The sequence below is a fragment of the Pseudomonas arvensis genome, assembly GCF_056688935.1.
This window is the reverse complement of sequence record NZ_CP162038.1, coordinates 4,475,328-4,488,673: the sequence shown is the minus strand read 5'-3', so window position 1 is coordinate 4,488,673 and position 13,346 is coordinate 4,475,328. Positions and strand designations below refer to the sequence as shown.

At 58.6% G+C, this 13,346-nt stretch carries 13 protein-coding genes and 1 pseudogene; 4 read left to right on the top strand and 10 right to left on the bottom strand.

Annotation, left to right across the window (positions count from 1 at the left end):
• Positions 1 to 2: 2 nt before the first annotated feature.
• From AB3G88_RS20170 to AB3G88_RS20155, 4 genes are all read right to left on the bottom strand, one after another.
• Positions 3 to 1,835 carry an ABC transporter ATP-binding protein gene (locus AB3G88_RS20170; RefSeq protein WP_099584033.1) on the bottom strand — a complete coding sequence of 611 codons (1,833 nt, stop codon included), beginning with the start codon at positions 1,833 to 1,835 and terminating at the stop codon, positions 3 to 5.
• Positions 1,836 to 1,917: 82 nt separating this feature from the next.
• A complete protein-coding gene (locus AB3G88_RS20165; protein ID WP_078825643.1) occupies positions 1,918 to 2,481 on the bottom strand; it encodes a peptidylprolyl isomerase in 564 nt (187 codons plus the stop codon).
• Between the two features lie 3 nt (positions 2,482 to 2,484).
• Positions 2,485 to 3,288: an alpha/beta fold hydrolase gene (locus tag AB3G88_RS20160; RefSeq protein WP_158876940.1), complete on the bottom strand. Its 804-nt coding sequence runs from the start codon at positions 3,286 to 3,288 to the stop codon at positions 2,485 to 2,487.
• Positions 3,289 to 3,302: 14 nt separating this feature from the next.
• Entirely contained in the window at positions 3,303 to 4,226 is a 924-nt protein-coding gene (locus AB3G88_RS20155) for a PA3225 family LysR-type transcriptional regulator (RefSeq protein WP_099584035.1), read from the bottom strand.
• 49 nt (positions 4,227 to 4,275) lie between these two features.
• Between AB3G88_RS20155 and AB3G88_RS20150 the strand changes: the two genes are divergently transcribed.
• The 4 genes from AB3G88_RS20150 to AB3G88_RS20135 all read left to right on the top strand — a co-directional run bounded on the left by AB3G88_RS20150 (position 4,276) and on the right by AB3G88_RS20135 (position 6,916).
• The gene (locus AB3G88_RS20150) at positions 4,276 to 4,590 is read left to right on the top strand and encodes a 3-phosphoglycerate kinase (protein WP_099584036.1); all 315 of its coding nucleotides are present in this window, start codon (positions 4,276 to 4,278) and stop codon (positions 4,588 to 4,590) included.
• A 151-nt stretch (positions 4,591 to 4,741) separates the two neighbouring features.
• Positions 4,742 to 5,344, top strand: coding sequence for an FMN-dependent NADH-azoreductase (locus AB3G88_RS20145; RefSeq protein WP_099584037.1), 603 nt, complete (start codon positions 4,742 to 4,744; stop codon positions 5,342 to 5,344).
• A 211-nt stretch (positions 5,345 to 5,555) separates the two neighbouring features.
• Complete coding sequence (locus AB3G88_RS20140) at positions 5,556 to 6,431, top strand: carboxylate/amino acid/amine transporter (RefSeq protein WP_099584038.1); 876 nt, start codon at positions 5,556 to 5,558, stop codon at positions 6,429 to 6,431.
• Positions 6,432 to 6,499: 68 nt separating this feature from the next.
• Entirely contained in the window at positions 6,500 to 6,916 is a 417-nt protein-coding gene (locus AB3G88_RS20135; RefSeq protein ID WP_480451343.1) for an Lrp/AsnC family transcriptional regulator, read from the top strand.
• On the opposite strand, the gene AB3G88_RS20130 is transcribed toward AB3G88_RS20135, so the two are convergent.
• The 6 genes and pseudogenes from AB3G88_RS20130 to AB3G88_RS20105 all read right to left on the bottom strand — a co-directional run.
• Positions 6,913 to 7,590, bottom strand: coding sequence for a phenylalanine--tRNA ligase beta subunit-related protein (locus tag AB3G88_RS20130; protein ID WP_099584040.1), 678 nt, complete (start codon positions 7,588 to 7,590; stop codon positions 6,913 to 6,915). The genes AB3G88_RS20135 and AB3G88_RS20130 overlap by 4 nt on opposite strands.
• Before the next feature lie 4 nt (positions 7,591 to 7,594).
• Positions 7,595 to 8,812, bottom strand: a complete 1,218-nt coding sequence (locus AB3G88_RS20125) for an ATP-grasp domain-containing protein (protein ID WP_480451341.1) — start codon at positions 8,810 to 8,812, stop codon at positions 7,595 to 7,597.
• A 12-nt stretch (positions 8,813 to 8,824) separates the two neighbouring features.
• Positions 8,825 to 10,006 (bottom strand): MFS transporter, encoded by a 1,182-nt coding sequence (locus tag AB3G88_RS20120; RefSeq protein ID WP_099584042.1) that lies wholly within the window; start codon positions 10,004 to 10,006, stop codon positions 8,825 to 8,827.
• Positions 10,007 to 10,011: 5 nt separating this feature from the next.
• Positions 10,012 to 10,329, bottom strand: coding sequence for a Rieske 2Fe-2S domain-containing protein (locus AB3G88_RS20115; RefSeq protein WP_099584043.1), 318 nt, complete (start codon positions 10,327 to 10,329; stop codon positions 10,012 to 10,014).
• 12 nt (positions 10,330 to 10,341) lie between these two features.
• Entirely contained in the window at positions 10,342 to 11,565 is a 1,224-nt protein-coding gene (locus tag AB3G88_RS20110; protein WP_256595375.1) for an iron-containing redox enzyme family protein, read from the bottom strand.
• 387 nt (positions 11,566 to 11,952) lie between these two features.
• Positions 11,953 to 12,546, bottom strand: a pseudogene (locus AB3G88_RS20105) (mechanosensitive ion channel family protein); the annotation flags it as partial.
• Between the last annotated feature and the right edge of the window lie 800 nt (positions 12,547 to 13,346).

Sequence of the window (13,346 nt, the reverse complement as noted above, 5' to 3'; positions counted from 1 at the left end):
CCTCAGTCGATGCCGACGAACCCCCCTGTCTGGTGCTGCCACAACCGCGCATACAGGCCCTTATGGGCCAGCAACTCGGCATGGCTGCCGCTTTCGGCAATCTGGCCTTTCTCCAGCACCACCAGGCGATCCATCCGCGCAATCGTCGATAACCGGTGGGCGATCGCGATCACCGTCTTGCCCTTCATCAGGGTTTCCAGGCTTTCCTGGATTGCGGCTTCCACTTCCGAATCCAGGGCCGAAGTCGCCTCGTCCATGATCAGGATCGGCGCATCCTTGAGCAGCACGCGGGCGATGGCGATACGCTGACGCTGACCACCGGAGAGTTTCACTCCGCGTTCGCCCACGTGGGCGTCCAGCCCGGTACGGCCTTCGGCGTCCGACAGCAGCGGGATGAACTCATCGGCGCGGGCCTTGTGGATGGCGGCCCAGAGTTCTTCGTCGGTGGCGTCGGGCTTGCCGTAGAGCAGGTTGTCACGAATCGAGCGGTGCAACAGCGAGGTGTCCTGGGTGATCATGCCGATCTGTGCGCGCAGGGATTCCTGAGCCACTTCGGCGATGTCCTGGCCGTCGATCAGGATACGCCCGCCCTGCAGGTCGTACAGGCGCAGCAGCAGGTTGACGAGGGTCGACTTGCCCGCACCGGACGGGCCGATCAGGCCGATCTTTTCACCGGCCTTGATCTCAAGGTTCAGGCCGCCAATGATCCCGCTCTGTTTGCCGTAGTGAAAATCCACCTGTTCAAAGCGTACTTCGCCACGGGGCACTGTCAGGCGTGGGGCGTTGGCGCGGTCGATCACCGCCAATGGTTGCGCGATGGTCTTGAGACCGTCCTGCACCATGCCGATGTTTTCGAAAATCCCGTTGACTACCCACATGATCCAGCCGGACATGTTGACGATGCGGATCACCAGACCGGTGGCCAGGGCAATCGCGCCCACGGAAATCAGCGAATGGGTCCACAACCACAAGGCCAGGCCCGTGGTAGTGACAATCAGCAGGCCGTTCATGGTGGTGATCACGATGTCCATGCTGGTCACCACGCGGCTGGCCAGTTGGGTTTTTTCGGTCTGCTCGATGATCGCTTCCTTGGCGTACTCCTGTTCGGACTGGGTATGGGCGAACAGCTTCAAGGTGGTGATGTTGGTATAGCCGTCGACGATGCGGCCCATGAGTTTGGAGCGCGCCTCGGAGGAAATCACCGAGCGCTCCTTCACCCGTGGCACGAAGTAGCGCAGCGCCAGGCTGTAGGCGATGATCCAGGTCACCAGCGGGATCATCAGGCGCCAGTCGGCTTCGGCGAATAGCACCAGCGAGCTGATGGCGTAGATCGCCACGTGCCAGATGGCATCCACCGCCGCCACGGCGGAGTCGCGCAGGGAGTTGCCGGTCTGCATGATGCGCTGGGCGATGCGCCCGGCGAAGTCGTTCTGGAAGAAATTCAGGCTCTGTTTGAGCACGTAGCTGTGGTTCTGCCAGCGGATCAGGCTGGTCATGCCGGGGCTGATGGTCTGGTGCACCAGCAGGTCGTGCAGGGCGCCGAAGATCGGGCGCAGCAGCAGCGCGACCACGGCCATCCAGATCAACTCGGTGCTGTGCACCTGGAAGAAGTCGGCGGGTGGCGTGCCTTGGGCCAGGTCGATGATGCGGCTCAGGTAGCTGAACAGCGCGACTTCGATCAACGCGCCGATCAGGCCCACCACCAGCAGCGCGGCAAAGTGCGGCCACACCTGGCGCAGGTAGTAGAGGTAGAAGGGCAGGACTTTATCGGGAGGGGCTTCGCTGGGCGCGTCGCGGAAAATATCGATCAGTTGTTCAAAACGACGATAGAGCATTAGGGTTGACGCCCGCCGGGCGGGCTCTCCTTTCAAATGCGCACGCGGCCTTATGGGCCGCGTGCGGAGTTTCCTGCAGACCTCAGTCGATGCGCTTGGCCGACTTGATCAGGACAGGATCGATTGGCACGTTCTGCATGCCCTGCTTGGTGGTGGTCTGGGAGTTGACGATGATGTCGACCACGTCCATGCCCTTGACCACTTTGGCGAACACGGCGTAGCCGGCATCGCGACCTGGATCGAGGAAGGCATTGTCAGCCACGTTGATAAAGAACTGGCTGGTGGCCGAGTCCGGGTTCGAGGTGCGGGCCATCGACAGCGTGCCGCGTACGTTATGCAGGCCGTTGCTGGCTTCGTTCTTGATCGGTGCTTCGGTCGGCTTTTGCGACATCTGCTGGGTGAACCCGCCGCCCTGGACCATAAAGCCCGGGATCACACGGTGGAAAATCGTGTTGGTGTAGAAGCCCTTGTCGACATAGGCCAGGAAGTTCTTGGTGCTGATTGGCGCCTTGACCGGGTCAAGTTCGATCTCGATGTCGCCGTTGGTGGTGGAGATCAGGACGTGAGGCGCCTTGGCGGGTTCAGCCGCCATCAGGTTGGCAGCGAACAGAACGGAACCGGCAAAGAAGGCGATTTTTTTCAGCATGGGTCAGTGATCCTGGGTAGTGGTTTCGACTGTCTTTAGAAAATCGAGCAGGGTGGCGTTAAAGACTTCGGGTTGATCCAAAGGCGTGGCATGGCGGGAATCCTCGATCACCACCAGTCGCGCATCGGGTAGCAGTTTTACATAGTTTTCCTTGTGCGCCACGGGGGTGTAGTCGTGGTCGGCGCTGATGACCAGGGTTGGACAGGCAATCCGCGAAAGTCGTTCCTGCACGCCCCAGCCCACAATCGCATCGAAGCTGGCGAGATAAGCACGTTTGTCGTTTTTTGCCCAGCGTTCGGCCATCTTGCGGCGCAGGTCGGCCTGCTCGGGCTTGGGGAACAGTCGGTCGCCCAGGCCCTTGCCGATGGTGGCCAGGCTGAGCACGCGGGCGAGGGTCCAACGCTGGGCCCACCACCAGTATTCATGGGGGCGGCGCACCTTGACCTCGGGTGCGCTGTTGACGATACAGAGGCTCCTGACCCGGTCGGGCTCGTCCACCGCCAGTTGGAAGGCGATCATGCCGCCCATGGACAGGCCCACCACATGGGCGGGCGGCAGGCTCAGGTGTTCGAACAGTGCCACCAGGTCATGGGTGAAACCCTGGATGCTGTAGCGCTCGCGGGGTTTGTCGGAGCGACCATGCCCGCGTACGTCCACCACGATCAGGCGGTAGTGCCTGGCCAGTACCGGAATCTGCAATTCCCAATCCTGGCTGCTGGAGCCCAGGCCATGGATCAGTACCAGCGGTGTGCCGTGGCCGTATTCCTCGTAGTGCAGGCTGCAGCCTTCGTGGTCGAACCAGGCCATGGATGAACTCCGTTTCAGGCTTGTTGGGGGGCGGCGAAAGGCGCATCCAGGGGCGCCGTGTCAAACGTGCGCAGTAACTCCACAAGGATCTGCGTTGCCGGCCCCAGGGGTTTGTCCTTGTTTGAGTACAGGTAAAACGTGGGGTGGCGGCTGCCGCCCTGTTCCAAGGGTAGCTGCTTGAGCACGCCTTCGGCGAGTTCGCGCACGATCATGTGCCGCGGCAACCACGCAAAGCCCAGGCCGCTGCCGACGAAGGCTGCGGCGGTGGCCAGGCTGCCGACAGTCCAGCGCTGTTCGGCGCCGAGCCAGCCCACATCGCGAGGCTGCTGGCGACCGGAGTCGCGGATCACCACTTGCATCTGGCTTTCCAGGTCCTGGAAGCTCAGTTCACGGTTCATGCGGTGCAAGGGGTGTTCGGGGTGGGCCACGGCGACGAATTCTACGTCGCTCATTTCCGTGCCGAGGTAACCGGGGATGCTGAAGCCGCAAATCGCCAGGTCGGCCACGCCTTCCATCAGCAGTTCCTCGACGCCGGACAACACCTCTTCGCGCAGGCGCACGCGGCAGCCACGGCTCTGCGGCATAAAGGCGGTGAGGGCGCGGACCAGGCGCGCGTTGGGGTAGGCAGCGTCCACCACCAGCCGCACTTCGGCTTCCCAGCCCTGTTCCATATGGTGGGCGAGGTCTTCCAGCTGGCTGGCGTTTTTCACCAGTTGCCGCGAGCGGCGCAACAGCACTTCACCGGCATCGGTGAGCACGGCCTTGCGCCCGTCGATGCGCAGCAACGGCACGCCCAGCTGGTCTTGCATGCGGGCCACGGTGTAGCTCACCGAGGATTGCGAACGGTGCAGGGCTTCGGCCGCCTGGGCGAAGCCGCCATGGTCGACCACGGCTTGCAGCGTGCGCCATTGATCGAGGGTAACGCGGGGCGCTTTCAAGATGGGTTCCTCTTGTCCTAAGCTGGCAGTCCTTATTGGAGACTGCCGAATGAGAAAATTCTGTTGTGTGTTGCTGGCGCTGCTGCCGATGAGCGCGTTTGCCTACCCCACCGACGTCACCAAAAAGATTGACGGTGTCAGCATTGATTACACGGCGACTGACGTCGACAAGGACATCAGTTCGATTCAGCTCAATAACTACGGCACCACTGATGCGGTGTGTTCAGTAATCTTCACCAACGGCCCGGAGTCGCCACGTCGGCGCACGGTCACCGTGCCTGCGGGCAAAAGCACCAACACTACGGTCAAGTTCAACCGCGCCATTATCAAGATGCGTATCGCATTGACCTGCGCGCCTAAATAAAGCGGCAGCGGAGCATGTCCACAGGAATACTCCGCCTATCAACAGATTTCTAGATGGGTTATAGCAGTTTTTTGCGCTTTTTAATCGAATGAGCCCTGGTTAATCTTTTCTCCATCGACTTACAGCAATTACAGATGGAGCCTACGAAGCCATGTCCAACGTTCTGATCATCGAAAGCAGTGCCCGCCAGCAGGACTCTATCTCCCGCCTATTGACCCAGCAGTTCATCAGTCAATGGCAAGCCGCCCACCCGGCGGACCGGATCACCGTGCGTGACGTGGCCCTCAACCCGGTTCCGCATCTGGACGCCAACCTTCTGGGCGGCTGGATGAAGCCTGCTGATCAGCGCAACGACAGCGAGCAGGTATCCCTCGATCGCTCCAACGAATTGACCGACGAATTGCTGGCCGCCGACGTGCTGGTGATGGCTGCGCCGATGTACAACTTCGCCATCCCCAGCACCCTCAAGGCCTGGCTGGATCACGTGTTGCGCGCTGGTGTGACCTTCAAGTACACCCCCACCGGGCCTCAGGGTCTGTTGACCGGCAAGCGTGCCATTGTCCTGACCGCACGCGGCGGCATCCACAGCGGCGCCAGCTCCGATCACCAGGAACCGTACCTGCGCCAGGTGATGGCCTTTATCGGGATTCATGACGTCACTTTCATTCACGCGGAAGGAGTGAACCTGAGCGGTGACTTCCATGAAAAGGGCGTCAACCACGCCAAGGCCCAGTTGGTACAGCTCGTGGCATGAGCCGCTTGATCCTTTAATCGTCAGATAATCGCGCGGTGTTTATATCGCTCCACGCAAACCCTTCAAGTACGCGTACGAACCTCCCTTTGCACTTGTTGCTCCTAAGTGCTCCTGCCCGACTGACGCTTTAGCGAGGTCGGGTTTTTTTTGCCCTGAGTTTCTTCAAACCCTGAAAACCTTTAATGTCGCGCCCATTCGAAGCGAGGCGTACATGGGCTATCTACTGGTTGTCACCCTGATTCAGGCATTTTCCTTCAGTTTGATCGGCGAATACCTCGCCGGTCATGTCGACAGTTACTTCGCGGTGCTGGTGCGCGTCGTGCTGGCCGGTCTGGTATTTATCCCGCTGACCCGCTGGCGCTCGGTAGAACCGGCCTTCATGCGGGGCATGCTGGTGATCGGCGCATTGCAGTTTGGCGTGACCTACGTGTGCCTGTACCTGAGCTTTCGCGTGCTGACGGTGCCGGAGGTATTGCTGTTCACCATCCTCACGCCGTTGCATGTGACCTTGATCGAAGACGCGCTGAACCGGCGCTTCAACCCTTGGGCACTGGTTGCCGCCCTGGTGGCAGTGGCGGGCGCTGCGGTGATCCGTTTCGACCAGATCACCCCGCACTTCCTGATGGGCTTTTTGCTGCTGCAACTGGCCAACTTCACCTATGCCGCCGGGCAGGTGATGTACAAGCATCTGGTGGCGCGTTATCCGAGTGACCTGCCGCACTACCGGCGCTTCGGTTACTTCTACCTCGGCGCGCTGCTGGTGGTGTTGCCGGCGTTCCTGCTGTTCGCCAAGGCCGACTTCCTGCCACAGGCGCCACTGCAATGGGGTGTGCTGGTGTTCCTCGGGCTGGTCAGCACGGCGCTGGGCATGTACTGGTGGAACAAGGGCGCGTGCCTGGTGCATGGCGGCACGCTGGCGGTGATGAACAACCTGCACGTGCCGGTAGGGTTGTTGCTGAACCTGCTGATCTGGAACCAGCACGAGCCGCTGGGTCGTCTGGCGTTGGGCGGGTTGGTGATTCTGGGAGCGGTGTGGATCAGTCGATTGGGCATAAAACCCGTGCCTGGCGTAAAGTCTGCGACGTGATGGCCCCAAGGCATGCGTGAGCGGCTATGAAAGTCTGTTATAGAAAAGAACGGTGTGGGGGCGGCAGAGTGGACAAGATTGATGAACTGATCATTGCAGCCTTGAAGGATGACTCCCGGGTCAGCCTGGCGCAATTGGCGCGGCAAGTTCACAAGTCGCGAACGGCGGTGGAGTCGCGTGTCCAGAAGTTGATTGAGAAGGGCATCATCCTGGGCTTCACCATCAACGTCGCCGAGGACGACGAGACGCTGCAATCGGCGTTTTTGATGCTGACCCTCAATGGCAGCAATTGCCATCTGGTGTTTCCGAAGATCCAGCAGTTCAGCCAAGTGATGCACGCCTACTCCCTGTTTGGCGACGTCGACATGATGCTCGATGTCCGCTACAGGAACTTTGAAGAATTGATGGTCTTCAAGGAAAGCCTGTTGAACATCGAGCATGTGAAGGAAGTCGTGGTCAACCCCGTGCTGAAGGCCTGGCGCTAGGCATGATCGCGAACGGTTTCAAGAAAGTGATGGCTCAGGTTCGGCATTTTCTGACGAAGCGTGTCCACCAGTTCTTCGATGACGCCCTGGTTGAATTGAAGCGATGTGTCGTCATGCCCCAGGATCACCACCAATAACCTCGACGAGTCCTTCGTCAGGCGGAAATCATGGGCATCGGCGTCCACCTTGCCGATGCTCGCCAACGGCACATCCCCACAGGTATAGACGATATCGCCCACCGGAATCGTGATGGCCTTCTTGGCGAACAGCGGGCGTAGCACCCTCGGTTTTTCCGAGCGCATCACGTAGATGTCGTCCTTCTGATGATAGGTATGCACACCAATGCTGACCCCATGGCGGATCGAAACGGCGTTATAGGCGTCGACGATGTTGTTGATGGGGTACACGCCCTTGGCGATGAAGCGGCGCAGCAGTTTTTCGTTGGCGCTGACGGTGTTTTCGTAGCCGAGCTTTTTGAGCTGCCTGGCAAACCCTTCATACACGATGTTCGAGTCCAGTTCATTGAGGCGCGATGCCACGTGGTTCAGGTTACTTTGCAACACGCCGACGAAACACTGGTCGTCCGAAACGGTGATGTCTTCGATAACGGCGGCGCACGCATTATTGATACCCAGCTCACAGGCCGATTTCTTGATGATCAAGCGACTTTGCATAACCTTAGCCCCACAGTTGTTTACGCAGGTTCGCCGTACTGGCGTCCAGTTGCAGCGCCGAAGGGCTCTGTAGCCAGAACAGTCCCGGACAGGTGGCGAAGTCAATCGTGACCGGCGTGGTATGGCCGGCTGCGATGAAGTACCGGTGGCCGCAATAGGCCTCGTCCGCCTGGGCACTCTGGAGGGCCTGGGTTGAGGGCGGGGCAAAAGTGCGGCGTTCGTCGGAGCAAAAGAAACCGATCCGGCCATGGCTGATCTCACTGACTGCATCGGCCTCGGGGCGCGGCTGGCCGAGGTAGCTGTCGATCGACAGCGACAGCAGGTCGGGCAGATACACCTGTTGAAACAACAGGGGCGCAATGCCGCCGTGCAAGCGGCCGCCGGCCTCAATCATCACCGGGCCAGTGTCAGACCAGATGATTTCCATGTGAATCGGCCCGACCCGCACGCCGAGGGCCGCCGCTGCCTGGCGGGCATAATCGGTCAGCGGCTTGAGCTCAATAGCCTGGGGATCAAGGGTGTCCAGGCTTTCGTAGACAAACATGCTGCCGTTCTTCCGGATCTTGGTGTATTTGCAGACGCTGGCAATGATGTACGTGCCGCCAAAGGCGACCATGTCCACCACGTACTCCGGCCCTGCGATAAACGACTGCACGATAAAACCGAGGTTGACCTCGCCCAGGTCGTTTTTCTTCCGCCAGGCCGCGTTTCTCAAGGCCGTCTCTGCTTCGCCTTTGCCTTGGGCAAACACCACGCCTTCAGTGGCGGCCGAATTCAGCGGCTTGACCACATAAGTGGCCGACTCCTCCAGCTTGGCCACGACTTCGCCAATGCGATTCGGCGAGCTCAACAGGTACGAGTCGATGTGCGCCAACTCGTGCTCTTTCAACGCCTCTTGCATGGAAAATTTGTTACGGCGCAGGTCGCTGGTGATACGGCTGTTACCGGGAATTTCGAGCAGCTCCGTCAGGTAGTCCGTGAGGTAGATCGCGGTTTCGCAACCGGCGATCACCGCGCTCAGTGACAAGTCTTCCAGGGTGGTCAGCAGGCTTTCTTCCCAGTGATACACCTCATGGAAATTCTCGGCGACCAGGTCGTTGGTAAAGTGTTCAGGCAAGTCGCGTGTGGAGATCACGGCGATGCAGCGTACGCCCTGCGCGTTGAGCAAGGGTGCATAGAGTTTGCCCGTGGAGAATGGGTCAACAATCAGTACGGTTTTCACGTCGTGCAATCCTTATTCCGTGGTGGCGGCAGGCGAGGCGGCGGGGGTCAGGTTCCATGCCAGTACGGCAGTGGCCAGCAAGCCGGCGGAAACGATCATCAACAGGCGTGCGCCTTCGAGTCCGAGGAACCCCGAGGTGGTAAAGAACGTCAGGATCATTGGCGCCGAGCCACTGACCAGCAGGTAGTAGAGCGAGCTTTTTGCGGCGATCACGTCGGCTACCCGGGCGTTGGGCGCCGATTCGATCAGGGTTTTACGCAGCTGGATCCGCAGGCTGTTGATGCAGAAGCCCAGCAGGAGCGCAGCGGCCATCATCACGTAGAGGTGCTGGAAGTAGACGATTGCCACGTCCGCCAATATCACCAGCGCGATGGCCCCGTAGCTGTTGAGCTTGATGCGCGGCAACACGGCGGCACTGAAAGCCCCCAGGCCCGCCAGGCCACTGGCGACGCCAAACAGGGTCGCGTTCCAATCATTGAGCTTTTGGAAAACGATCGGCACCAGGCTGTTGAACGCGCCGATATGGAAACCGATCATGCTCAGCACAATGATCAGAATGTAGAGGTTGCGCGGCAAGTCCAGCGGCGCGGCGCTGGTGGCGGCTGCGGTCTGGTCGGCGGCTCCGGCGCTGGGGCTGTCGGCCACCAGGTAGACGCCGGCCAGTGACACAATTGCCGCCAGGCTGATGATCTGCAGCGTCTGGTTGACCGAGAACACATCCACGATCAAGCCGCCGAGAAGCGCGCCGCCGAAGGCGCCGATCTGGATGGAGGTTTGCATCAACCGTGCGCAGGTGTCGCTGTCGGTGAGGCCGGCCAGCACCAGCTTGGTGTTTTTCGATTCCAGGGTGCTGATGGTGAAGTAGTCGGTGACGCCCACTACAAACGCGATCGCCAGAAAGCCGATCGGCAGCATGGCGGCTTGGGTAAACGACAGCCCCAGTACGGCGGCAAAAGCAGCCAGGCGAATGTACAGCAGCCGTTTCAGGCTCAGCTCAATCGTGAAGAACTTGCCGATGTACTGTTCGCATAAATAGGGCACTACGGTCGCCACGCACAAGGTGGCGCCTACCAGGAATGTCGAGCCGGTGGTCTCCAGGCCGAACCAGACCATCGCGATCACAATCGCCATGTCGAGGCCGGTGAAGAGGGTCACGATTGAATAGAACGCGGTCAATGTCGATTTAGTCTTCATGGGCTTCATCCGTCGTAACGGGAGAGTTTAAGCAGCGGCACGCACCGTTCGGTGTCGCCGACCACGGTGCTGATCTGGTTTCTGACGCGCACGGTGGGCAGCGCCTTCTTTTCCAGGTTGCAGACCTTGTAGGCGTTGTCGTGCCAGGGGCAGATCACGCTTTGGCCGTCGCCCGTCATTTCGCCCATGTGCAGCGGCCCGCCACGATGGGGGCACGCCGTGGGCAGCAATTGCGTCGAATACGCATGACGCTTCAGAAAGTAGGTTCTGTCCTCCACGGCCACGTAATGGGCGTGGGTGATATTCAGGCTGATGGCTTTCATTGGGTGGCCCATTCAGATGGCGGTGACGGTGTACGTGCAGGACGGGCTGACGATACGCGTGCCATGGAGCATTCCCTTGGGAATCACCACGCCTTCGCCGGCAGTCAGGCGCAGGGTCAGTTCGGGGCTGGCGACAAACTCCAACTCGCCGGATTCGACCCAGAACAGCTCGTCATTGGGGTGGGTGTGCAGCACCGAGAGTTCGTGTTCCGCTTCGGTGATTGTCAGGTCCACCGGCTTGAGACCCTGCAGGGCCGTGGCCTTGGCGCGGTGTTCATCTATCTCGTCATGCCATTTGATATGGGCATACATTTCTTCGTCGGCGAGGTCCTGAAGGAGCTTGAACTCTTCAAAGCCACGGATGAGGTCGGGGATGATCTTGGTGCCGAACTGCTTGATCATGGGAATGATCAGGCGCTGGAGGGCCATTCTGCCGTGGTGCACATCGATGTGAGCATGCTCATCGAAATAGGCCGTGGAGACCTGGCCGTCGAAGAGGGTCTTGATCGCGCGTGACTGGTGCTTGGTCGTCAGCGCCAGCGTGGCTTCGGTGTAGTACATGGCGCCGATGTACCGAAACAGCTCGCCATGGTTGGCCGATACATAGTGGAAATAGTTGGTGAGTGACAGCGACGCCGGCGTGTAGAACTGCCAGTAGTGGTGCACGTGATGCGACATGTCCATGTCCTGGAGCATGTCTTCAAAGATGGTGCTGTGCTTCTTCTTGTCGACACCGTAGCCGTATTCGTCGATCAGGATCTTGAACAACTCGCTGGTGTACAGGCCGCAGTTGCCCAACACGTTGCGGGCCATGGCCGAGGCTTCGCTGAGGAAGTCTCCCGCGCATTGGGTCATGAAAAACCGGGCGGCACGCTGGGGGTGGCGACTGGTGGTGAGTACCTCATGCAGTTTTGACTCGGCCTGGGCCACGTCATCCAGGACTTTATCGGTGTGGGCGATAAACGAGTCCAGGCACCAAGGGCCATTGATGTGCACTTCTTCCTTGAGCCAGTTGTATAAGTAGTGTTCCAGTAAGGGGCGGATTTTTTTGCCACTGGCGGCGTGCTGGGGATCATAGAATTGTTTGAATGCCTTGAAGTCGAGTTCCAAGGGCGGCTTGGGTAAGAAGACTAAGTCTTGCTCGTAGATATTCAATAACAAGCGTTGCGCCAACAGATGTTGACTGTTTGAAAGTTGGTCGCTGGTCAGGCTGGTGGTGATGATTGCATCGGTCACGTCCTGCGGCCTGGAAGGGCGCTGGTAGGGACTTTGGGTATAAAAGTCGCGAGGTTGAGCAAAGGCAGCAGCACCACAATAGTGGGTCAACGCTTCGGCATTCGAAGTTAATACAAAGTCTGCCGCATTATCAGAAAGCTGAGTTGTCCATAACATGAGGATGGCCTTTATCTGGCGTTGTTTGATGGCCAGATGCTAAGGCGTTGGTTTTTTTTAAAACAGATTAGAAATAGTGCGCGCAAGTAGTGAAATTCACTAAAGGCGTAGGAAGAAATTTCCTTTATTGGTCCTGTCAGTTGATTATTCGGCGGCAGCGGCTACACATAGTTGCCGGCTTTACCGGGATACTGGTCCGGCGAGGCGCTCATTTGCGCCTCGCCGGTTTCACTACTGCAGGGCTGGTGAGACCTGGGAGGTGGGCGTCAGTGCCAGTATCCCGTTGCGTAGATCGGTGCCACTAGGCTGCTGATACAGGCTCAGTCCAAATTCCGGCAACACCGCCAACAGGTAATCGAAGATGTCGCCCTGGATCCGCTCGTAATCCGCCCACGCCGTGGTGCGGGTGAAGCAGTAGATCTCCAGCGGCACGCCTTGGGCGGTGGTTTGCATCTGGCGCACCATGCACGTCATGTTCGGCTGGATGTCCGGATGGCTTTTCAGGTAGGCCAGGGCATAGGCACGGAAGGTGCCGAGGTTGGTCATGCGGCGGCGGTTGGCCAGCAGTTGCGCGCTATGGCCCTGGGCTTCGTTCCAGGCCTTGAGTTCGGCCTGCTTGCGCCCGATGTAGTCGGTGAGCAGGTGCACCTGGGTCATGCGCACCTCTTCGTCATCGCGCAGGAAGCGCACGCCGCTGGCGTCGATGAACAGGCTGCGCTTGATCCGACGCCCACCGGAAGCCTGCATGCCGCGCCAGTTCTTGAACGACTCGGACATCAGGCGCCAGGTAGGAATCGAGACGATGGTCTTGTCGAAGTTCTGTATTAGTGAGTGAGGAGGGAGACATGGACATAGAGTTTTTATATAAATCATACAGTTAGAGAAAAAATCAGAATGTCTATTTTTTCCACCTTTGCATGGACACCCTTTGAGCTAAACACCTCATTCCTCGCTGCAAAAGTCGCATAATAAGCTCGGTGAATTTCTCTAAGGAAGGTCTGAAGTAGGCCTCGATTTTGATGCCTTCATGGCCTGAGGTTCAAAAAGCCTCGCCCGATCAGATAATCAGACGTTTTTGCGCTGTTAACTCATCGATTTTCCTTCAAACAGCAACTTTTCCAAGGCTTTTTTCCGCATTACAGGCGCACCTCTCCCATCGCCAGCAGCCGTTTTCGTACCATCCCTAAGCGCAAACAGTGGTTGAGTGAATTCTTGTGAGCTTTTATAAAGTGACAGAGGGCGCGCACGACATAAAGGGTTAACACCTAACTTGGTCTATCCTGATGGTTTTCAATATATTAATGTCCCGCCGTTGGCCCAGTTGGCCCAGGTGGTTCTTAGCAGAAGGCCCCGAGCATCGAGAATATCGGCATTGCTATTGGCTTTAAAACGTATCTGTCACGCGGCATTAGAAATCATCACGCCCCTGCTGATGGGCTGGTGCCCTGGAAGCGTGCAAATGTCAGTATAGTCAGCAGTAGTTGGCGTTTGCTGGCCAACCTTGGCTGCTACGTAATATTCACGGCAGGGTTGCGTTGAAAGCAGAGCGATGATTTTTTTGATCTCCCCAACAGATCTAATAAAACAAGTTTTTGACCTTGAGCGCCACTGTATAAATCAGCTCC